Here is a 21447-nt window from a genome sequence, read left to right as displayed (position 1 = left end):
ACTCCAACTTCTTAAATAATTGATTTTAAATTAGTTAATTGAACTTTTTGAATTTACAGATTATGAAACCTATTCATTTTTCTCATCTACCAACATAAGTTTGATTTCTGGAAAAACTACTGGACCAAAAATTTTTGTTAACTGAGGTATATCGCTAGCTCTAGATTCAATGTGTGACTTTAATGCACCCATGGTTCGGAATGCTAAAATTTTGTTTTTATGATCAGTTGTATGAGTTCCATTTACAATATCGATTAATTTTTGCTGAGCTTCAGAGGATAGACCGATCGCTTTATGGGTATATAAAAATTCCTTTCCCTTAAATTTTTGATAACCATTACTTATCTCATCAATCTTTGGCTCCGGAATCACATAGTTACCTATTTGATCAACGGCCAAATGATCAGTCCATTTATCCTGGGTAAAGAACTCCAAGGAATCTTTGAAAAGTGAGGAAACCTTGTCATTGAAAGACACCACAAGCTCTCTCTTTGCTCTAGTCATAGCTACATAGAGTTTTGAAATATCTCTGAACCATTCTTCCTTAGGCTGATCTGGATTAGGAATAATTCCATCATTACAATTGATGATGATCATTCGATCAAATTCAAAACCCTTCGTATTATCCAAATCGGATAAGAAAATCGAGTTCATACCTAAATCCATTTTACCATCTAGCACAGGGAGATTTAGTGCTAACCCGATGGATAGTATATCATAGTAAGAATATCCACAAATGGCAATGCATCCTTTTTCATTTTTCTTTTCATCCAAAATACTTTTGAGGTACTCCAAGGAAAAATTAAAACCATTAGAAAGCTTAGAGGTCTGCCGTAAAAACGGCCGTGGAGAAGAAAAATTCGCGAACTCTGGATTTAGAATTTCAAAATCTCCTGAGGAATACGAAGAAAAGTCAGTGTTCTTTTTAAAAACATCGTAGGCAGCGGCAAGGATCTCTCTACTATTACGGTAATTCTTAGTAATCTTAAGATAATTCTGGCCCGCAATTTTGATACCTGCCTGAGTGATTTTATGGTGCTTGGTATGAACTATTTGAGCGATGTCGCCACTTAGGAAAAGATCATTTTCTCTCTCTTTACATAACTTCCTGATTACCATTAATTCAATTGTTCCAAAATCTTGCATTTCATCCACCAATATTGATCGATAGTCAGCCTTGATCTTTTCCATATGTTGAAGTATTGACTGAGATAGGCCTAAGTAGTCAGTCACACCAACAAATCGCATGTAATCTTCCCACCCGGCTAAACCATTTAAAATATCCTCTCTGCTTTCTTTCACTAGGGGTATATGCCGGCCCTCACGCTCTACCTCGAGGTACTTAAAACGTTCTTCCTTTGAGAAGGCACTTCGTACCCAATCAAACTCCTGTTTGATATAGGACTGAGGATAAATCCCCCGACTCAGCAGAGATTTATGGAGGTTGAAAAGAATTTCGGCATCAGGATTATTATTCTTGCATTGATAGTATTCCTCCCACTCGTCCTCAATTGAATCATTGTGCTTATGGACAAAATCATCATAGATTTTCTTCTCCATTTCACTTTCAGCGTTTTCAATTAAAAATGTCCGGCAAAACTCCCAATATGAGGTAACTCTAATTTGAGTTCCTAATTGACCTTTGTCTGGCTGGCAGTCCAATAGTAAATCCACCAAGTTTTTGATTAGACTTGCCAAAGATCTATTAAGCGTCAAAACCAAGATCTTCTCTCCTGGATACTTTTTTGCCAGTCTAACTGCACGTTTGACAATTATCGCTGTTTTACCTGATCCGCTGACCCCGAGTAATCTAGCTGGACCTGAAAAATCCATTTCTACTACTTGCCTTTGAGCTGGATGCATAAACAGCATCCATTCGTGCCAACTCTTATTATCCATTAAGATCTGAAGATCCTCAGGTTCCATATCGTCAAATCTCAGATACTCATCGTTCGATTTGATGTTCTCCAATACTACCTCATCTACAACTTCCAATGCTTTGATTTCATCCTTATAAAAGAGGATTCTATTCTTCGCATTGTCTACATCCCCTGCTCTCAATTGAATAAAGGTATCAAACAATAATTCCGATCTTTTCTGGTCTAAAACCAATTCACACGTTTCCAAAATTTCATCTTCCTCGACTAGGGAATCAAAATTTTCAAACATCTTTTTCAACTTATTCGGAAGTCCTTCAAATAAAACACTCAAATACGAATCACCAAGTCTTTTGACCAATGCCCCGTTAGAATAATCCGAATCATTATAAATTCTAGTTTCTGGAGTTGAAAGATCTTCAGAAACATAAACTGGTTTCAGTTCTCCATTTTCATCGATCCCGATAGTCAATCCCTTGTGTCCATTTAGCCATGATTCACATTCTTCATGATCACCTAAAAAAACAATTAAGCAAGCATTATCCCTTTGGATAGTAATCAGCCGACAAAACCCGTTCAAATCATACTTAACGGCATTTTTGATCCTTGATTCTCCATGGTTGGTTGTATTTAGCCCATTTAAAGGGTTTTCTGCCTTTAAGGTTATATCACCAAAAACTCTCTTTACTGTCTCTGCTGCTCTTTGGTAGTGACCACCTCTCCTCATCAACCCCGCCAACTGTGATTTTACCTGCTTATCAATTATAAAATCCATTTTAAATCAGCTTAGGACTTATTTATTGGTTCATTTAATGTTCTAAAATAATGAAATTATTTAGTTGTAAAAGAATGGACTCTGGACCAAAGAAAACTAGGAGATACTAATGGACATTTTAGCAATAATCTAGGTCTGCTAGAATTGACAATTAAGCAACTTAGTTTTCGCTTTGGGAGTCTGTCTTCATATAATTTTCTAGACAACGTTAAAGCCAATTTTAAACCTTAAAACAAAAAAGCCCTTTCGGGCTTTTTTTATGATTTTTCTGAATCAGCTTCCTTGACGGAGACATAGACGGTGTGGGTTTTGCCATACTGATCAGGTTCTTTGAGCTTAGCCACATTGAACTTGACGTAGGTTTCTCCTTCGTATTCGAAGCTGTGATTTTGGAGTTCAGCCAAGTTGAGGCTTACTTCTACAATGTCCATGTTTTCGACTTGCTTTCCTTTACCGATGTACTTTTTTGAAAATGCCATGATATTTTGGTTTTAGTTAAAATTTATGCAGGTCATTTAGGAGGGCAGAGAAGGTGAAGAAAAATTAGAATTTAAAAACTGGGAGGCAGTCCGTAGGAAACCTCGTTTTTTGAAAATTCTGCTGAAAGCCCCAATTTTTTGAAACTGAAAGGCCATCCGACCTTTGTGCATACAATTGGGATAAAACCGGTATCTGGTATTGAATTACATCGGGCGCAAAAGAAAAAATGCTTACTGAGGTCAATCAAAAAAGAATGAATTAGAAAAGGGTATCCCAAAAACACTATCAACTAGGTTCCAGATCAACCATGAGCACAGGAAATAAACAGCTATTAAGAAAACTGGCAAACAGTGCCATTAAGTTTAACCCATCCCGGTAAGAAAGCAAATCAATTTGCTAGCTTGGCACAAACCCAAGAGGCCTCAGCAACTTTTTCCCCATTCGAATAAGCAATTCCAGTCTGCTTTATTAAACGGTCACTTACTCTTAAATTATTAATTACGTATTTTACCTTTACGTCATAATTAACCCCTTTGTAAAAACGGACTTCTTGAAGACTTACTAAAGCAAAAAAACCATTGGTTAAACCCAATATTTTTATTCCTGCTCCCCCACATTGTGCCATAGATTCTATTAAAATCATTCCCGGAATAAAACCAGATTCAGGAAAGCTCCCTTTTAAAAATCCGTCTCCAATCGATCTAAATGTTTTAAACCCAACTATTTCTTCGATAGATGTGCTTTCAATTGAATCAACAAACAGAAATGGGTAACGGTGTGGAATTAGTGATTCTATCTGATTCTCCATTTTGTTGTGTATTACACTGATTTACATTTTTAAGTAAGATAATGATTTTGAAAGGAAAGACACCTTTTAATGGCCGTCTAAAAATAAAATTCCTATTCAATCGAAATCTCCTCCGCCAGCGGAACCGAAGTTTCACCAGGAACCGACGCTTCATAATCGTATTGGCGGTAAACTTCCCCATCCGCAAAAACACTGACTGTTGCAGAAAGTGGCTGAAAAGCATCGTCAGTATCCCCTCCCAAATGAATAGCATTGAAAACCATTCCCAAGCTGTGAATTGGGGCTGAGGATGAAACTGAAATCGTTGGAGCTTCAGGTTCAAAGGAAAGCGTGTAGGTATTACCCTGCTCGACCACCTGAGTCCAGTCAAGCCGGGCTGGCTGATCCAAAACGGGAGCTACAAAAGTGGACGTCCCTCTTAGCATACTGTGTACCGAGAAGGTCACCAAATAGTCAGTGTAGTCACCCTCCATTTCCACTTTTACGGTTACGGATTTTTCAACAAGCTTTGGAGCCTCATCCTCTGAAGAACAGCTAAAAGAAAAAATAGCCAAAGCGAACAATAGTATATAATTCAATTTTCTCATGGTATAAATTGGTTTAGTTTGAAAATTCAGTTTAAAACATTGGAGACAGAATCAAAGGATTAAAATGGTACGGTGGCTCTCCTCTCACCGATCGATTTCTTGTGTTGGTATAGGTGAAACGAACAATTCTTTAAAAGCTGTGTCATAAAACCTGATTTTCTTGGTCTCCGGATCAGCCTCGATGACAACGGACTGTCCATTTTCCAGAGTTGCATTTGCCGCATTTCCCCTTCTTATGTTGGAAATAAGGGCTTCCTTTTCCTGCTGACTGTCAAGCTCTTTGATGGGATACTTCCTCAATTCAGTTTCCAGATGGAATCCATGATCTGGATAGAACTTTTTGTAGTAGAAATTCCCCTGCTCATTCAGCTTTTCAAAATCCAGTTTGATCCAGATGGACTCAATCCTTTCTCCTGAGACTTCCTTCACCTGACCGACTTCGCTCGGAGCCAATACCGCGTTATCCACTTGCCTGTTTAGGATGGCTTTTTTATGGATAGAAGCCCCTCTGAGCAGATTGTAGGCCTCTTTTGCAGTTACATCATTTCCCTTTCCAAAAGGGAATACGTTCTGTATTCGATCGTTCAGAGTAACCCTTAACTGGTCAAGAAAGTAGAAATTAGAACTTGGTGTTTTTGAAAAGCTTAACTCATAATTCACCTTGTCTTTTCCTTGATTCCCGTCTTTTGGGAAGGCATCAAATTCCGATGAAACCCCAATTTTGAACTGCTCCAACCGCTGAGAAATCTTAGCTTCCAAAGCAGCACTCAAGGAATTTCCAAAGCCCAGGTATTTCAGATTTTTCTTAAGGAGTTCGAGATTATTGTTTTCCATTAATTGAGTGACAAGCGAATAAATATAGCAAAACCATATTAATTGAGCTCATTCCAATTGAGCTGATTCAGGTGATAAAACGATTCTACACCTTTCTGTTTAGGCTTGAAAGTTCGAACGGTCTGCACGATCCCCTGTGAAATACAGTAGGTTCGGAGAGAGAAGTTGAACAGTGATTCGGTTGATTCCCTATTCGTTTTTTGGCATTTTACTTTAACCAGATCCTTGGCTAATCGATACCTACAAGCCCGATCATGAATCAGGTCCTGAATTTTACAATCCATAATTCTTCCCAAAATCGAGTTGCTGAATACGGTATTGACTTTAGCCTTTTTGGGAATTTCCAGAAAAGCCTGACCCAATAAGCCCTGTTCAAACTTTGCCCCAACGACCAAAAAACCTGTTTCATCAAATGAAATCCTTGATTTGAACTGATTTGCGAAATAGATCAGGGAAGCATAGGAATCAGATACAAAAACCGAACGGACATTTCCGGACATATTAAGAACAGAAACCCCAAAGGCAGCTTGCTTAAGCCGATGTAAGCTCAGGATTTCACAGTCCACCTGTTTCCCATTTAGATCGAAGAAGTCAAAGGTTATTCTTCCATATCGATCCTGGGAGGCAAACTTGGCAAAGAGGCGCTGGATGTCTTTTTCTACCCCCTTGTAGGTCAGTATATCAAATGTCCCGGTCGAAGTCATTATCTCTTTGTTCGATGGCTCTTCTTGGATTTCTTCCCTCTTCGGTATCTATGCTGTTTAGACCTTTGATTTTTTGGATATTAAAATCTTGTCTGACTGACTTTGGAAGTGATTGATCTGCCGAAATCTTGGAATATTCCTCCTTGATGTTATTCAAATCTCTCACCGCATCCAGGTCTTTTGGATTTCGGGAAATCCTGCGTTCCACCTGTTTCTGAACTTCTTTGATGGCCTGAAGATACCCCTCACTGTAAGCCTTTTCCTCCTGACTTTTCTTCCCTATCATCCTGTTAATACCAGTCAGTAAGAGGTAGGACATCCCCCCATCTAATAGAACGGAGACCACCAATCCTGTTTTGTTGGATCGAATGCCTTTAGGGGAAGATGGTGACAGCTGAAGCTCTGTACCATCTGCCAATTGGACAGCCTCTCCTTCTTTATAGTTTTTCTTTTGCTGAGGATTGAGTTCAAATCCATTGACCGATTGAGGGGCTTTGATATCTCTGGGATTGTAGGAAAGAAACTGCTTGGTGCGCTCATCGTACTCTATGATTTCAGATTGGATATTGCCCTCCTTATCCACGTAGCTTTTCTTGATATTGGCCAATTCCTTTTTGACAAGTTGGGTCCGCTCTTCCTCATTCAAATTAGAATGCCTATTTGGTTCCCTGTAAACAGGATCAATTCTCAGTGCCGGGTTCCCATCTTCACCCCTTACAATGGAGAGCCTTGCTGGCAATCTATCGATCTGAAAATCCTTTCCTTTCAAGTCCTTTAGCTCCACGATATCAGTCATTCCACCGTTTTTCAAGGCGTTGACCTCTTTATCAGGGATGGTGAACTTCCCATCTTTGACTACGCCAAAAATCTCCAAGTCCTTCATCGGTAATCCGTTTTGATTCTTCATAATGCTTCAATTATTGGTTTGACAAATAAGTAATTACATGCTCCTTGGTTCTGAGCTTGGCTATCAATTGGATAAAGAGGACTGGATTGACATATTCCTTTCCCTTTTTGATAGTCAGATGAAGGTGATCTCCGGTTGCTTTTCCCGAACTACCCGAAATCCCCAGCACGGTTCCCGGCAATACCTCTTCCGATTCTGAAACCCAGATTTGGGAAAGATGCCCGTAAATCGATTCATAGCTCCCATGTCGGACTTTGACAAAATTTCCCAAAAGAGAGTCACTCCCAACGCTCAGAATCTGGCCGTGCAGCATCGAATAAACCATGGATCGGTTGGTCTTTAAATCGATACCTCGATGGAATTTCCCTTCTCCCGAAATGGGATCTGATCGGTAGCCATAATTGGATGTCAAGAAAATCTCATCCAAGGGAAGAGAGGCAAGTAATAAAGCTGGCTCATTTGGGGAGTGAATTTCTTGAGCCACCAAGGGCTTCAGGTCAATTCCCTCAGGCTTGGAATCGGATTCAATCTTTTTCACCACTTGAACAGAAGGACGTTCTTTTTGAAATTCAAAGGAATTGAATTGAGGAAATGCCTGCCCTGAGACAAAAAGAAGAAGTATGGTGCCTAGATTCCTATTCATGAGTTTTCCGCTTAGTCAATTGTTGCCATTTCTCGGTGTTGCTCGATGATCTCGGTTACCTGCCGATGGATCTTTTCAAAATGCTTGGTGAGGACCTCTTCCTTTTTGCCTTTGAAATCATAGAATTTTGGAGTGGTTCGGTAGGAGTTTTCTTCTTGTCTGATCTCCTTCATATCTAGGTTGACCCGACAATGGACGTTGGAAGTTTTGTACTTCCCATCGAATTCGGTTCCTTCAGTTGCGATTATCCCAGCAATTTCCCCCGTATGCATGGAAGCAATCTTTCCTGCAGGAATAAGCGGATCATATCTCTCATTGTAAGAAATCGAGGTTTTATCCCGGTCAATGGACACACTTTGTCCAAGCTGCTTTCGCTTTCCAAACATCATTTCCAGCCAGGATAAGGTATCCTTATGGCGAACAGAACCGCAAAGCACATTACCGATCACCGAAGTCATTGTTGAAGCGGTTTCCTTACCCTGCAATTGGTTAAGCTGAGGGAGTTCCTGAAGGCCTAGCAGCACTGCTACCTTATTGCTCCGGGCAGTGGAAATCAGGTTTTCAATTTTATGGATATAAAAAGTTGGTGCTTCATCCGCTATCAAGGCAGTAGGAAGATTGCCCTTGGTATTGATCAATCTTGTCAGCCTATTGATGATCACGGAATAGCAAGTTCCGGTGATACTTTGGGTTTCTGTACTGTTGGCGAGGACCAGAATGGATGGAGAATTCGGGTCAGAAATCTTGAGGTCAAAATCATCCCCACTGAATACCCATGCTGTTTCTTTGGTATTCAATCTGGACAGGAAAATCTTCAAGGTACCCACCTGACCTTCCAACTGCTTGTAAACCTTTTTTTCAAAGGCACTGCGAAAAGGTGATACCATCGACCGCAGCTCGGGGTATTTGGTCAGGCAGTTAAAAATATCCTCGTAGTCTCGGTTTAGAAAATCCAGAACATGGGCGAAAGTGGAATACTTGCCTTCTTCATACCTGGACACAAAAAAGATACAGGCAGAAAGGAAGTTGATCGCCGACTGCTCGAAAAACTTGTCTGCTCCTCCCGTGGAATCGGATTTCTGAAGGGATTGAAAAATTGCTTCGGCTGTTTCTGAAGCATTGGCTACGGTCTTCAAGTACCTTCGGTTGATGGGATTGATTCTCCGGGAATATTCCACATCATCCAAATTGATCACATGGAATTTGAGGTTTGGGTTTTTCTTTTTGTCCTGAGTCTTTAAATAGTGGAAATAGGCAATCTGTGCCAGATCGGGAAACTTGAAGTCATACAGGCACATCGTGAATCCCTTGCCAATCATCTGACGGATAAAGGGATTGATCACTCCAAATGACTTGCCCGAACCGGGTGTCCCGATCACAAAAGTTCCTCTGAATGGATTCACCAGATTGATCCATCCTTTACGGACTTTGCCTCGGAAGTAGAACTTCATGGGAATATTGACGGAGTAGGGATTTTCTATCTTTTTCGTATCCTGCATGAAGGACTCCCCCTCAATATTCCACTCATCCTTCCCCAATCCGGATTTGATCATTTTGGACACATTGTCCAAAGAGGTATGAATCAGAACTGCTCCCAGGAATAAGCTTAAGCTGTACCCAAGCTTTTCGATTGAAGTAAAGTCCATCACGATAAAGGAATCTTCCAGGGTGTGGATATAGATCGAACCAAAGAAAAGTGTCAATCCAATGGCTAAAGGAATGACGATCTGATTAATAGGATTGAGGTCCAGATTTTTTCTGGAAGCTGTGCCAATGGCAGAAAGACAGATGGCTACCAAAATGGCAAGCTTTCCAAACAGGATATTACTATAAATCTTTAGGTTAAGCAGTTTGGTGAAAATCGGAGAAAAAAGAGCTCCTGTCTGATCCAATGCCAAAAACTGTGGGGCATAGACAAACATTAGAATATCCAGGAACACCATCAGGTACACAATGAACTGAAAAGTGCTGTGAAGGCTCTTTAATTCTCTCTTCTCATTCATAGCGTATCAGCTTCTAAGAGATCCGAGTACTTCACCTGAAGGGTCAGTGTCCTTCCGCTGATTTGGGTTTCGGCCAATTCGATGGTAAATACCTTCGAATTGGGGAAGGTGATTTTTTTGAAGGCATAGATATTCCGGTATTTCTTTTCAAAAGAGCCCGGAGTAAAAAGCTGGTATTCGGGTTCAATCTCGATGGATTGAACATTGGTTGCCTTGGTAATTTTTTTATCCTCAATCTTGAATCTCAGCTGCTCCAGATCAAATTTGAGATTGGTCTTGTTCTTAAAGGAAATGTCCAGGAAGATATAGTCGCCAACCGTGTAGATGTTGTTGACCTCGCCCGTGACCCCAAAATCAGTTTTTCGGACAATGCTTTTCTTGTTTTTCTCCTTGAAAGCTTCGATCGAAAAATACCGAAGCTCCTGATCACTCATGGGGATCTCTCCAACTTCCAAGGGCTTGGTATTGATTGGAAGAATTTCGACTTGGGTTTTAATCTGGCGAAAGTCATGCGCATACCATAAATCGTATTGAGCGATAAACTTTTGCCCGATGATAGTAATCACTCCCAAGGACTTGTTGTAAACGTTCAGGGCAGATACGCTGTCACGGACGGCTTTGAGGCGAAAAACATTTTCAAGAGGAATATCCCCGATCATCTTATTGGTCGAAATATCGACGTACTGAATAGGCTCAGGAGACAGAAAATGCAAAGAGATTCCCTCGTCTATGTAAATCCTCGGAAGCTCTGTTTTCAGCAGGGTTCCGTTTTGCTGGGCATTTACCGAAAAGGAAACTGCCCATAATAGGAGTGTGATGGTTCTAATGTTCATGGTTTATCAGTTTTGGTTTTGGATCATTTTCCCGTTTTCCTGAAGCTCGTTGGCATCAATCAAATAGACTGAGGTTCCATACTTGATATTGGCCTTGTTCTTTTTGATGGTTTTGGAAACTGCCTGGGAAGTCGAGGTAAACATTCTTTGGAGGGCGGACATATAGAGTTGGCTCATCTGATCTGAATTGGGCTGCATCGTCAGATTCATTCCCCCGGTGGTATTGCCACCGAGTTCTTTGGAAAACTCCCTGAAGGCGCTTGCCGGGACATAAAGGCCTTCCATCCCATCCACATCATAAATAGAGAGTTTGATGGGGTAGATTTTATCACCCAACATCACCGAAGAAATAGTCAGCTTCACCCGTTGAGCTTCATACCCGGAAATGAGTGCATAGAGGTAGGTGCCTTTGCTCACAATCGCGTTTCCAATCAGGATATTATCCAAAAGCCGGATTCTTAATCTCGCTCCAAGCGTACCGTTTTGGATATTCTGGTCAATGATCGCCTCAATGAATTTTCCCTTTTTTTCGCGAGTGACTGTATTAAAAAGGGTAGCTGCGCTGCTTGACTTTTCGACCCGATAAACCTCACGTTCTGGCTCGCTCTGCTGTGACTCAGCGATTTTTTCTTTTTGCTGTAGTTCTTTGTAAGCGGGATCATTGGCTTTGGTGATGGAGTCTATCACCACCATTTGTGCCCTGAAGAGTTCCATGGGATCTTCGTACTTTTTAGCAGGAACCTGTGTTTTATTCCCCTCCAATTGCTGAATGGCTTTCAACAATTCTTCATCTTCCTTGGAAAAGCTCTGCTGTCTTGGCGTTCTGGAAGTCACGGGAGGAACCGCTTGGGAACCGTTCTTTTGATCCGAGTAAAAGCCTGAGCTTTTCAGGGCATTGTCAATGGAGTCCAGCAGCCTTTTTTCTTCCTCGTTGTACAGGGTTTTGATCTGACTGGATTCTTCGATTTCCAGTTCCAATCCTTTGATGGCGGTGTATCCATCGGTTGCCCTTCGGTAAGTTTCCCTCGAAGCATCCAGCTTGGAATCAATGGGCTGGTTTTGGATCTTTTCGGAAACGGTTCCTACCTGAGATTGGATTCCGCTTATTCCCTGAACTTCCTCCGTGGGCTGTTCCTTGCTGAATGACTTATAGCCGTAAAAGAGCAAGCATAAAAACGGGAGCATGATTATCGGCAGAATGTATTTGGGTTGTTTGAAGTCAATGTTCATCTTCTTTGGCTTGTTTGTGAAAGTATTGCAATTGCTCAATTGCCTTTTCTAGGTAGATAGAATCAGATTTGGAAATTGAATCCTGAGAAATAATCCGCTCGATCTCAGCCTTGAGCTCTGTCATCTTTGCGGCTCTTAGGGTCAAATCCTGTAAGGCCGAAAATTCACCTGCCATCCCATCAGGTAAGGCCTTTAGGTCTTTTTTGAAACCATGAGCCTGAGTGGGCGCTTCTGGCTTAAGAACATAAAAGGTCAAAATGAAAGAAGCCAAAATCAGTAGGATCATGGAGCAGAATATGATCTTTGCATGACGATCCAGGAATGATTTCATCTTGGCATCCACTGATTCGAGATGAGGAGACAACTCCTTTTTCATTTCCTGGAACAGCGTGGTATCTCTTTCCTCAGAAGGTGTTTTTCGAAACATTGGACAGGTCTTTATTTTCTATGGTTTTCCAATTCGTGATCAATACTCCATGACTGTTATTCTCACTTCTTGGGATATCGATCAATTCACCCTCGGTGATAATGGATCGGGTAATGGTGGCGCTTCTACGGTCAATCTTTTGCTTTCCGTAATACCGGAATCTGTTTTGGTCCAGAATGATGGAGTCCGTCTGAATGGAAAGCACAGAACTGGATGACAGAATGGAATTGAAATAGCCCTTTTCCTTCAGGTTATTGTATTGACCCACCCCGGTCTCGTCCACAAAATACATGGCCCTTTTCATCTGATACTCGATGTGCTTATCATCAGGAGTAAGGTTGAAAAAGAGGCTATGGAATAGATCCACAGCAGCTTTGTACTCAGCAGGCCTATTCAATTGCATATTGGTCTGCTTGGCCAAAATGGGAATATCATTATCCAGTATATAAATGGACTGCCTTGCATTAGCCACCTGCTGATAAGCGTAGGCCGATACAAATCCGCAGATGATGATGGAAGAAATAAGGCTTCCCAAGGAAATAACTGTTGCCAATCTGATTTTTGACTCAATGTTTTGAATAATCATGCTTAGATGAGTTTAACTCTGGAAATTGATTTTGTGGCGGAAGAACCCATCCTTCCGGCGGTGGTGGCTGCTGAGGAGATTCCCGAAGTGGAAATGATCCAAGTGGAAATGGAGGGTACAGTGGTGATGGCAATAGCACTGACAAAAAATGCTACGATGACGAGTCCAAAACTGAGAAAGCCATTCCCAGCCAGCCAAGCCATCTTTTCCAATCGGTCTGCGCCTCCTCCTGTGGAGAGAAGGTATTCGTACTTATCGATCTCTACTTCCAGTGCATATTGCTGAAGTCTTCCGGTGATATACAGGATCAAATAGGCTACCCCTACATAGAGATTGACGGAGACAAATCGTGCTATCCAGGTAGTGAAAGCATCACGAAAAGCCGGAAGAATACTTGCGACAACCGAAAATGGCCCAAGGATGACCAACACCGTGGAATAGATGATTTGCAGCATGAAGATGACATACACACAGACCCTCAGAATCCAAATTGCCACCAGCTCGATGATTTGGGTAGCCAGTAGTTGAAGGCTGGTCTGCATTCGAATTCTCATTTGCACAATCGGACCAAGAACCTGATCTGAGAAAAATCCTTTGACCCCATCCACGATCACCGTTCCCAAATCCTTATCTGATTCTTGGGCCTGTTCCGATGCCATCTCGGTCACGGCCTGGTATTCGACCAACTGATCCGCCATTTCGATCATGTATGCCGCCCGATCCAACCGAAGACCATTATTGATGTCGTTTTGGCTTCCGAAGAGAGCCTCGGTTTTGGCAGCGATCAAGTCAGTGGGAAAGGCAATGATTTGACAGAAAATAGGCCACCACATCAATAGAATGACCAAAGTAAAAGGTCTTAGGAGAGGCATGATTTCAAGTTTTTTGTCCCCCGCCATCATTTCGTAGCACTTCAGACTGAAAAAAATCAGCATGAAAATGCAGGCTAAGGTCTGGGCATCTCTAATAAATGGATCGGAATGGGCAAAGCCATAATCCCTCATTTCCTCAAAGAAAGTCATCACCCCTCTGTCATAAATACTGTTCCCCTGGAGGTAACTGATAGTCTCCTTGTACTGGTCATGATTGACCGATTGGGCAAATCCGGAGATGGATAAGCCAAGGGAAATAGATAGTCCCGTGATCAGCTTCTTCATTTTAGGACTTGGGTTTGGTTGGCGATTTTTTTAGCTCGATCCTCCTCATTGGTGGGATTTGAAAAAATGATTTCTCCGTTGGCTTTTCGCTGATTTAGTTTTCGGAAGGCAAGCATATTGGAAGACATGTCCAGTTTGTATTGCCACTTTTTAAGGACATCCCGCATTTCCAGCATGATCCTGTGATACATCAGGATTCGCTGACCTCTTTCCATATCCAGCGTCTTGGCAAATTCATATCGCTCGGAAAGTGATGCCATGTTGTTGAGATACCACTGATAGGCTCCATGGTCGTTCATGTAAGAAACTATCTCCGGAGAAACACCCAGAAAAGCAGCGGATTCCGGATCTTCCAATGGTCTGAGTTCCTTTTTATAATAGAGCTGGTAAAGAGGATCGGTAGCTGAAAGAGCTCCGGAGATGCGGGCCATTTCTGCATTTGCCAAGTTTCTGACAGTATCCGAGTGCTGCTTGTAGTGGTTTGAAGAAATCTGCATGGCAGCAGCCAAACCCAGTCGCTGGGTCTGTTCTCCATGAGAGGATAATGGCCTTCTGTCCAAATCCGGGTAGTTTGGATGCAAGCCCCAGGTAGCATACCAAATAGGATTGGTGGGAATCCCAAGAAACCTATTGGGCTCCGGGAAAAATTGGTCCTCGTCCCATTGCTTAAAGACCATCCGCTCTTGTTGGGCTACAATAGCTTTATCGTGAATTGGGGTCTGTCCGTAGCTGTGGAAACAAACAGTGAAGAGGATCAAAAATGAGAGAATGAGCTTCATCGTGTTAGCATTTTCTGTTTGATGATGATTTCATTGATCAATCCCAAATCCTGATTGATGTAGGATTGATAGGGGTTCAGGGATCGGATGATCCCATTGGTCTTTGCCCAGTAGATGCTGTTTTTGGCCGCCAAGACCAAGGCCAGAATTATTTGCAATTCCTTTTGGACTGAGTTAAGTAGCTCGTCTCTGACATTGTAATTCATTAAGAGGTTATCGCCTTCTTTGAGAATCAGGGAAGAAACCTCCGTAACCAATTTGAGACTTCTGGCTTTAGCCTGTCCGGTGTACTCCTCGACAAAAAGAAAAAGGATGGGATTTCCTTTCGCCAATTGGAAAGCCTCAGAAGAAAGTGTGCTGATATCCGATACAGTTTCAGCCATCATTTTGACCTGAATGGCATCCTTGAATCCCTCATTGATCTGGGTCAGAGAACGGACTATCATCGTCTGAACCATGGCCAGACTGGAAGAATTGAGAAGAATGTCATCGGTATTCTGCCGGATCACATCCAAGGATTGGTGGTAGCCAATCTCGCTGGCATTTCTGACCGCAGCATTGGCATTGACGATCGCAAAGTGATTACGGTCAAAGACAACCGTCTGGGAAAAGGCTTGAATTGTTCCCAAAAACAGAACTAAGAAAAGTAGAGCTTTCATAATCCCAGGATTTTGGCGTTTTGAATAATTTCTTCCACTAAAGCCATCTCCGTGGCCACATAGGCTAGGTATGGATTGACTCCCCGCTTTCTTTGAATATGGTTTTGAAGGGATTTTGAAACCGTGTAAGAAAGCCCGTTAATCTCCCTCAACTCATCGATGATATGCTGGAAAAGAATTCTCCTTTCCGATACCTTCATTTGGTTGACTTCTCCAATACTTGCCGAAAGGCCAACCAGGTAGCTCAAAAGCGAATAGGATCTTTGGACAAAAATCTTTTCTGTCTCGACTGCAAAAAGTACTAGCTCCGGATTTTGGCTACAGTAGAAAAGGATTTGCTGCTGATTGTCAATGATAGAGTTAACCAAGGGTTCGGCTGTGGCCCCGATCCCAAACGCATCTATGACAATGGAGAGTTTGGCAAAGCGCTCCTGAACAACCCGGTATTTTTCTTTGACCGAATTGACCAGATTTTTATTAACCTCTTCATTGACAGCATTCCTTCCTTGAGTCGCTTTTGCTTCCTTCTGAAGGTTGTATTCCGATTTAGACTCTTCAACCAGCTGATGGAGAAGCGCAATATTTACCTGGGCAGCACCCTGTCCGAGATATGCAAAGAATACGAATATGGAGAGCCAAAAAAGTTTCATCATTGAAGGGTTTTGGCTTTTCTGGCGATGTCCTGAGCAAGTTGGATATCTACATTGATATACCCCTGAAATGGATTCAATGCCCTTACGAATCCTTTCATCTGAGCAAAATACATGGCCCGATACATGCCATAGGTGTAGGATCTAAGGATGACCATTTCAGTCAAAATCTGATTGATCAGCTTGGATCTTTCTCCTGCATCCATGAGGTTATTTTCCCCTCCCTTCAGCACAAAGGAACTGACCTCCAAGGCTAAGGAAGTCGCTCTTTGTTGGAATAGGACTGCATTCCGTTCGGCAAAAAGAAGCAATGCCGGGTTTTCTCCCGCCAGGTTCACCACCTCATTGAGGTCACTCGATATCCCCGTGGCAATTCTTGCTATTTCCTGAACATTGGAAAGATTGGTCAAGATGGAACTGACCTCGGAGAGGCCCCTGTAAATTTTATCCTGCATCGAATTGACGATGGTCAGATTTCCCGTGATAGCAAGTTGGCCTCGTTCAATCAAAGTCAAGCGTTCGTTGGTCGCATTCAGCTGAGAATTGATCACTGCCGAATGTGCTGCCGTCGCACCGGCTACAGCGGGATCCACATAAACAGCTTGTCCGAAAGCGGATCCGGAAAGAAGGAGAAAAAGGAATAATAGCAGGTAGTTCATAAAGTTTGGGGTTAAAAAGTGGGGGCTAAAGATTCTCTTAGAGGTGAGCCTTGTTTGTTCACCTCACTGAAAAAAGAATGAAGGGCATGTCCCGAGGAGGTATAATCCTCGACAAAAGCATCTAGTCCTTTTTGATACCCTCCAAAGGCTTTGATATAAATCTCGATGGCGGATTTTTCAGGCTTTTCAGTGGTGTAGGTCAGGTATTGGTGCAAGGAGACTTCTACTCCATACACTTCGCCTGTAGCTCCTCGTCTGATATAGACCTCCTTGAATCTGCCCCTTCCTTCCTGATTGTCGAGTTGATTGATGGTGAAAATCTTTTTTCGCTCATTCTCATTGATAGAAAGCAGAGAGGCGATCTGAGAATAATTGTCCTTGAACTTGGTCTGATCCAAAAGGCAAATCGTATCGGAATTATTGATGATACTGTCTTTGACTACGGCATTTCCGATGATGTCCCCAAGCTCCTGAGTCACCACAATGGCCTCTCCCCAGAATTTCCGGACTGTTTTGTAGAGATACAAAATATAGCCTGCCATGAGAGGGGAGGCAATTGCCTTCCAGGCTTCCTCGATGATGAGGGCTTTCCGGTATTTGGTCCGGAATCTCATTTTCTGGATGAATACATCCATGATGATGAGCGTGACAATCGGGAAAAGTACTTTGTGCTCTTTGATACTGTCAATTTCAAAGACCACGAATGATTCGGTAAACAAGGATTGGTCTACCTCTTCATTGAGCAGGTTTTCAAATTCCCCTCCCTTGTAGAATTTCTTGAGCACAAACCGAAATTCATCGAGCTCAAATCCGATGCTTTCCCGCTCCTTGATTTGGGGGATTTTTTCAAGAGCGAATTCATAAAAGGTATTGAAGCATAGCCGGTCAATTTTTCCTTCTTGGGAAAAGAAAGAGGAATAGTAGGCTGAAATGGTACTGGAAATCACATCTGCTTCTACCTGTGAAACTGTCCCCTCGGCAGTTTTCCAAAGCAGTGATACCAGGGTCAGCAGATAGTCCTTTTTCTCAATGTTGTATTCTTCCTCAGTGATTGAAAAAGGATTGGTGGTTATTGGATTTTCTTCGGTATAGGTGATGTATTTCCCCTTATAGTATTGGCACAAACCTGAGTAGGAATGGCCAGTATCCACAATGACGACATCCATTAGCCACTTGGGATCCGACCGCTTGTTCCACATGCAATACTGCTCGATCAGGGCATTCATGAAAAATGATTTGCCTGAACCCGAAGGCCCCAACACGAATTTGTTTCGGTTATTGATCCGATTGGTTTGCATCGGCAAATCAGCCGGATCGATCTTTAGAGGTATTCCCTGCCTGTCCGTAAACCGGATCTGAAAACCGCTTTTTTCATCTTTGTTCAGAGTCTCCTTGAGGAAAAAACACAAGGCAGCATCTGAGGTGGTCAGAAAGTAATCGTAAACTTTGAGCTCTGCCGTGTTGCAGGGAAGGAGCGTCCTGAAAAGCTCAAGCTGATTGTAGGAATTCTTATTGGCAACTATTCCCTGTTGGAAAAGAGATGATTCCACATAATTGCAGGCTCCCTGAATATTTTCCTTCATGGCAGAAACCACCACATTGAAATGGCAATTGACCAAAAGCTGGTTGTGTCTGGCCACATCGTCCAAAAGCCTATCGATGTCTTCGACACATATAGTATTGGCGGGATCCGGAATTCCGGAATGCCGCTTTCTTTTCAATTCAAGTTTGGTCAGTGTGGATCTTTGCTCAATGATTTCAATGACCTGATTGTAAACGATAGTCTGGAACAGCGGCACCTCGAAGAGAAACGCCATATTATCCACCGGGAAGCCTTTCAGGCTGTCCTTATCATTTCGCTCCAAATGGGTTTTGACATGCTCGGGAAGTTCAACCTTGTCGGTATCTACCAGCGTAATTGACCGAAAGGCCCTTTCTCCGCTTTCCACCTGAGTTTCTTCTGAAAGAAGATTGTCAAGTACAATCTTCTCTTCGTGAAAATTCATGCTGAGAATCCGTTTCACATAGCGGTCTGTTTCAAGAGCTGAAAGCGCTTCCGCCTTTATTCCCGCACGTTCAAAAAGGTCTGTTACTTTTCCGAGTGTCTGGACAAAGTCAATCACTGACTTTTGATTGTATCTGCCTTTTGCCCGTTTGGTAATGACCAAAAATGTCTTCAGAGAAGTGTACTGTCGTCCATGAAAATGGTCATCATACTTCTGTTGCAGGTATTCTTTGGAGTATGTCTCGCAATAGGTTTTGCGGGAAAAAATATCCTGTTTCTGAATCAGATGTCCTTCACCCAGGATCTTGATGAGATTGGTGTACAGTTGATGAAAAGAATCATATTTAGCCGAATCTGCTGAAAATTGTAAAACAGGATTGTCCAGTTTCAATATCACTCCGAAATCTCCCTTCAGATTAAACAGGCAATGAAACCCATTGATCTGATCTTCAATCCCCAAGTAGGGCAGCTTAAATTCATTCCTTTTTTTCCTGAACATGATTACTTCGATTTTAAAGAGGTGGCGATTTGAAATATTCCCACATACCTTGTTTTGCTGTGCAATCCTTTTTTCTGTTGTTGAGAGGTGATGAATAGACCGGCTGCGATTACCGAAATGGTAATTATTCCGCCTAACACCATACTGGTCAGGCTTCCAATAAGTCCTCCCAAAACCACTCCGATCACCAGGGAAGCGACTCCCCATCCGATGTATTTCCCTTGAAAACCCCGATAAATAAGAGGCTTTTGAAGCCCCTTATAAATCGGAAATTGCTTAGCCATTAGACACCGAAAAACGCCTTGATGATGACACTCACCAATACCAAGAAGAGACAGGAACCGCCCCAGCCCATCAATTCTTTATTGATATCCTGATCGCCGGAATTCCATTTGATGTAGACCCTCACGCCTCCAATGAGACCGACTACAGCTCCTATCACCAGGCAAAGACTTGCCACTGGATCTACATAAGCGAGAAGAGATGATTCGGCAGCTGTAATTCCCTGTACCCCTTGGGCTCTGGCCGATAGGGTTGCAATCGTAAGAATCAATGCACTTGCGATCCGTTTTTTAGTTCTGTTGAACATGACTTTTGTGTTTTAGTGAGAAATAAATGAGTGCTATTTTTGGGTGGGAGTCATGGAGTTCAGGTAAGTGGAACTGCATATAATCCGCTGAGAAAAAAGCCGATAGTGGATAAGAAAATACAGGCACCAAACCAACTGATCACCTGAACATCGATATGATGTCTTCCCAGTTGCCAGTTGTTGTAAACCCGCAGGCCTCCAAGCAATCCCGTGACTGCTCCGATTGCAAATGAGAGTCTGGACAGAGCGACATAGAAACTCTCCATATCCGACTCTACCTCTTGAAATTTTGCCACACCGGGAGGAGATTGGGCATAAGTTTCCATTCCCGACAAAAAGAAAAAGAGGGAAAGCAAACCGCCAATGAATAGGAACTGATTCGTCTTCATATGAACACCACCTTCTTTTTCATTTCAATACTTCCTTCCTTGGCGAGTACAAAAAGAGAGTTCAGGGTGGTCACTCCTCCGGTGGATTTGAATGGGCTGGGTTCGTTGATCTCAAATTCAATTTCTTCCGAGTCCTCATCACAGTTGGCCCATTCTTCCTTTGGCGGATCCAAAACGGGTGGTTTCTTGGTAGGCACCACCAAGGGCTCGTTATCTTCGATGACGGTTGGGCTTTCATCAAACTCGTTTAGGTCTGTCTGAAAGGTGTACGCACTCCCTTGTTGCACTTTGGAAAGGCGGGGTCTCCTCAGTACATCGAAAATGACATTGACTGCATAGTAGACCACATAGAAAAGGGATAGGTAGAGAAAGAAGTCTGTCCAGTTCATGGTGCTATAGTTTTTGAATTGATTGCTTGATTTCGTTGACCAGCTCAGGATTGTTCTCCAAAAAATCCCAGCATAGAAAATTCACAAAGGAGGTCACGTCGACCCCAAACGTGGGACTGAGAAGCTTCAGGACTTCCTCTGTCCGGGAATCCATTCGGATCAGCCTTTTGTAATTCCCATTGACCTCAAATTTTTTAATGGACTCCAAGAGGTCGTGGATATTGGGATTTAGGGTTCTTGAAGAGGCTTTTTGCGCAGGTTCCTTTGCTGGTTTTACCTTTTCGGGTTTAGCTTCAATTTCCCCACGAACCCCTTTCACCAGCTTGCTTATGTAGTCTCCGTTTGCCATTCGAGGTCTTGGTCTATATGGTCATCAAATAGTTTATTGAAAATGGGATCCAGGATCGGGGTAAGTGACTCAGGGGTGTAGGAAGTAGTCAGTCTCTGAAAATCAATCCGGTCTGAAATCGGAGTAGTCAATTCTCCAAACTGACTGAGTGCCTGATTAACACTTTCCAAAGTCTCGTATTTGACCGAAGACTTGACCCTGTTGGGAACCAGGATAATCCGGCTGGATGGGTTCAGCTTTTTGACCACGTAGCAAAATTCAAATGTGCTGGTGACGCTGTATTCGTCATAGAAAAAGGGACAAATGATCAATTCGGAACCCTTGAAAACCTGCACCAGATTATCATCGTCCATCTTCCCGGCAAGGTCAATCACGGTGAGCGTCTTAGGCTCCTGAGCTGCCCTTTTATGGATGGACTTGAATCCGGGAATAGATGAAAGCTCTACCTCATACAGCTTCTCGTTTTCCAATTGGTCTGAATTGAGATGCTTGTTGTACAGGGATTGCTGAAAGTCCATGTCAAAGACTTTCACCTTCCTTTTTCTTTTTTGGACCGCAAAATTCGAAAAGAGCACAGCCAGTGTACTTTTTCCAACTCCCCCTTTTTGGTTTGCGAATAGAATGATCAT

General features: G+C 42.5%; 25 protein-coding genes. All 25 read right to left on the bottom strand.

Going from position 1 to position 21447, the window contains the following annotated elements:
* Positions 1 to 69: 69 nt before the first annotated feature.
* The 25 genes from AAA943_RS03445 to AAA943_RS03325 all read right to left on the bottom strand — a co-directional run bounded on the left by AAA943_RS03445 (position 70) and on the right by AAA943_RS03325 (position 21447).
* Entirely contained in the window at positions 70 to 2652 is a 2583-nt protein-coding gene (locus AAA943_RS03445) for a UvrD-helicase domain-containing protein (RefSeq protein ID WP_338222856.1), read from the bottom strand.
* 257 nt (positions 2653 to 2909) lie between these two features.
* Complete coding sequence (locus tag AAA943_RS03440; RefSeq protein WP_338222855.1) at positions 2910 to 3131, bottom strand: hypothetical protein; 222 nt, start codon at positions 3129 to 3131, stop codon at positions 2910 to 2912.
* Between the two features lie 389 nt (positions 3132 to 3520).
* Positions 3521 to 3940, bottom strand: coding sequence for a 3-hydroxyacyl-ACP dehydratase FabZ family protein (locus tag AAA943_RS03435; protein ID WP_338222854.1), 420 nt, complete (start codon positions 3938 to 3940; stop codon positions 3521 to 3523).
* A 92-nt stretch (positions 3941 to 4032) separates the two neighbouring features.
* Entirely contained in the window at positions 4033 to 4527 is a 495-nt protein-coding gene (locus AAA943_RS03430) for a hypothetical protein (RefSeq protein ID WP_338222853.1), read from the bottom strand.
* An 84-nt stretch (positions 4528 to 4611) separates the two neighbouring features.
* The gene (locus AAA943_RS03425) at positions 4612 to 5361 is read right to left on the bottom strand and encodes a hypothetical protein (RefSeq protein WP_338222852.1); all 750 of its coding nucleotides are present in this window, start codon (positions 5359 to 5361) and stop codon (positions 4612 to 4614) included.
* 38 nt (positions 5362 to 5399) lie between these two features.
* Positions 5400 to 6065, bottom strand: coding sequence for a hypothetical protein (locus AAA943_RS03420; protein WP_338222851.1), 666 nt, complete (start codon positions 6063 to 6065; stop codon positions 5400 to 5402).
* Positions 6043 to 6972: a DUF4099 domain-containing protein gene (locus AAA943_RS03415; protein WP_338222850.1), complete on the bottom strand. Its 930-nt coding sequence runs from the start codon at positions 6970 to 6972 to the stop codon at positions 6043 to 6045. Before AAA943_RS03415 ends, AAA943_RS03420 begins: the two co-directional genes overlap by 23 nt.
* 10 nt (positions 6973 to 6982) lie before the next feature.
* The gene (locus tag AAA943_RS03410; protein ID WP_338222849.1) at positions 6983 to 7615 is read right to left on the bottom strand and encodes a M23 family metallopeptidase; all 633 of its coding nucleotides are present in this window, start codon (positions 7613 to 7615) and stop codon (positions 6983 to 6985) included.
* Positions 7616 to 7626: 11 nt separating this feature from the next.
* Entirely contained in the window at positions 7627 to 9618 is a 1992-nt protein-coding gene (locus AAA943_RS03405; RefSeq protein WP_338222848.1) for a type IV secretory system conjugative DNA transfer family protein, read from the bottom strand.
* On the bottom strand, positions 9615 to 10451 hold the full coding sequence (gene traN / locus AAA943_RS03400; protein ID WP_338222847.1) for a conjugative transposon protein TraN: 837 nt from the start codon (positions 10449 to 10451) through the stop codon (positions 9615 to 9617). Before traN ends, AAA943_RS03405 begins: the two co-directional genes overlap by 4 nt.
* A 6-nt stretch (positions 10452 to 10457) precedes the next feature.
* On the bottom strand, positions 10458 to 11681 hold the full coding sequence (gene traM / locus AAA943_RS03395; protein ID WP_338222846.1) for a conjugative transposon protein TraM: 1224 nt from the start codon (positions 11679 to 11681) through the stop codon (positions 10458 to 10460).
* Positions 11671 to 12108, bottom strand: a complete 438-nt coding sequence (locus tag AAA943_RS03390) for a hypothetical protein (RefSeq protein ID WP_338222845.1) — start codon at positions 12106 to 12108, stop codon at positions 11671 to 11673. Before AAA943_RS03390 ends, traM begins: the two co-directional genes overlap by 11 nt.
* The gene (gene traK, locus AAA943_RS03385; protein WP_338222844.1) at positions 12086 to 12694 is read right to left on the bottom strand and encodes a conjugative transposon protein TraK; all 609 of its coding nucleotides are present in this window, start codon (positions 12692 to 12694) and stop codon (positions 12086 to 12088) included. Before traK ends, AAA943_RS03390 begins: the two co-directional genes overlap by 23 nt.
* A gap of 2 nt (positions 12695 to 12696) precedes the next feature.
* Positions 12697 to 13851 carry a TraJ family protein gene (locus AAA943_RS03380; protein ID WP_338222843.1) on the bottom strand — a complete coding sequence of 385 codons (1155 nt, stop codon included), beginning with the start codon at positions 13849 to 13851 and terminating at the stop codon, positions 12697 to 12699.
* On the bottom strand, positions 13848 to 14630 hold the full coding sequence (locus tag AAA943_RS03375) for a hypothetical protein (RefSeq protein WP_338222842.1): 783 nt from the start codon (positions 14628 to 14630) through the stop codon (positions 13848 to 13850). The genes AAA943_RS03380 and AAA943_RS03375 overlap by 4 nt, the downstream gene beginning before the upstream one ends.
* Positions 14627 to 15289, bottom strand: coding sequence for a hypothetical protein (locus AAA943_RS03370; RefSeq protein ID WP_338222841.1), 663 nt, complete (start codon positions 15287 to 15289; stop codon positions 14627 to 14629). Before AAA943_RS03370 ends, AAA943_RS03375 begins: the two co-directional genes overlap by 4 nt.
* The gene (locus AAA943_RS03365; protein WP_338222840.1) at positions 15286 to 15939 is read right to left on the bottom strand and encodes a hypothetical protein; all 654 of its coding nucleotides are present in this window, start codon (positions 15937 to 15939) and stop codon (positions 15286 to 15288) included. Before AAA943_RS03365 ends, AAA943_RS03370 begins: the two co-directional genes overlap by 4 nt.
* Positions 15939 to 16598, bottom strand: a complete 660-nt coding sequence (locus tag AAA943_RS03360; RefSeq protein ID WP_338222839.1) for a hypothetical protein — start codon at positions 16596 to 16598, stop codon at positions 15939 to 15941. The genes AAA943_RS03365 and AAA943_RS03360 overlap by 1 nt, the downstream gene beginning before the upstream one ends.
* 11 nt (positions 16599 to 16609) lie before the next feature.
* Positions 16610 to 19102 (bottom strand): TraG family conjugative transposon ATPase, encoded by a 2493-nt coding sequence (locus AAA943_RS03355; protein WP_338222838.1) that lies wholly within the window; start codon positions 19100 to 19102, stop codon positions 16610 to 16612.
* Positions 19103 to 19104: 2 nt separating this feature from the next.
* Positions 19105 to 19386 (bottom strand): DUF4133 domain-containing protein, encoded by a 282-nt coding sequence (locus AAA943_RS03350; protein WP_338222837.1) that lies wholly within the window; start codon positions 19384 to 19386, stop codon positions 19105 to 19107.
* Positions 19386 to 19691 (bottom strand): DUF4134 domain-containing protein, encoded by a 306-nt coding sequence (locus tag AAA943_RS03345; RefSeq protein ID WP_338222836.1) that lies wholly within the window; start codon positions 19689 to 19691, stop codon positions 19386 to 19388. The genes AAA943_RS03350 and AAA943_RS03345 overlap by 1 nt, the downstream gene beginning before the upstream one ends.
* Before the next feature lie 59 nt (positions 19692 to 19750).
* Positions 19751 to 20080, bottom strand: coding sequence for a DUF4134 family protein (locus tag AAA943_RS03340; RefSeq protein WP_338222835.1), 330 nt, complete (start codon positions 20078 to 20080; stop codon positions 19751 to 19753).
* Complete coding sequence (locus tag AAA943_RS03335; protein WP_338222834.1) at positions 20077 to 20469, bottom strand: hypothetical protein; 393 nt, start codon at positions 20467 to 20469, stop codon at positions 20077 to 20079. Before AAA943_RS03335 ends, AAA943_RS03340 begins: the two co-directional genes overlap by 4 nt.
* Positions 20470 to 20473: 4 nt before the next feature.
* Entirely contained in the window at positions 20474 to 20818 is a 345-nt protein-coding gene (locus tag AAA943_RS03330) for a hypothetical protein (RefSeq protein ID WP_338222833.1), read from the bottom strand.
* Positions 20797 to 21447, bottom strand: coding sequence for a ParA family protein (locus AAA943_RS03325; RefSeq protein ID WP_338222832.1), 651 nt, complete (start codon positions 21445 to 21447; stop codon positions 20797 to 20799). The genes AAA943_RS03330 and AAA943_RS03325 overlap by 22 nt, the downstream gene beginning before the upstream one ends.

The sequence above is a fragment of the Algoriphagus confluentis genome, from assembly GCF_036245625.1.
Lineage (GTDB): Bacteria > Bacteroidota > Bacteroidia > Cytophagales > Cyclobacteriaceae > Algoriphagus > Algoriphagus confluentis.
The sequence above is the reverse complement of the archived record's forward strand: the minus strand, read 5'-3'. Positions and strand labels throughout refer to the sequence as shown.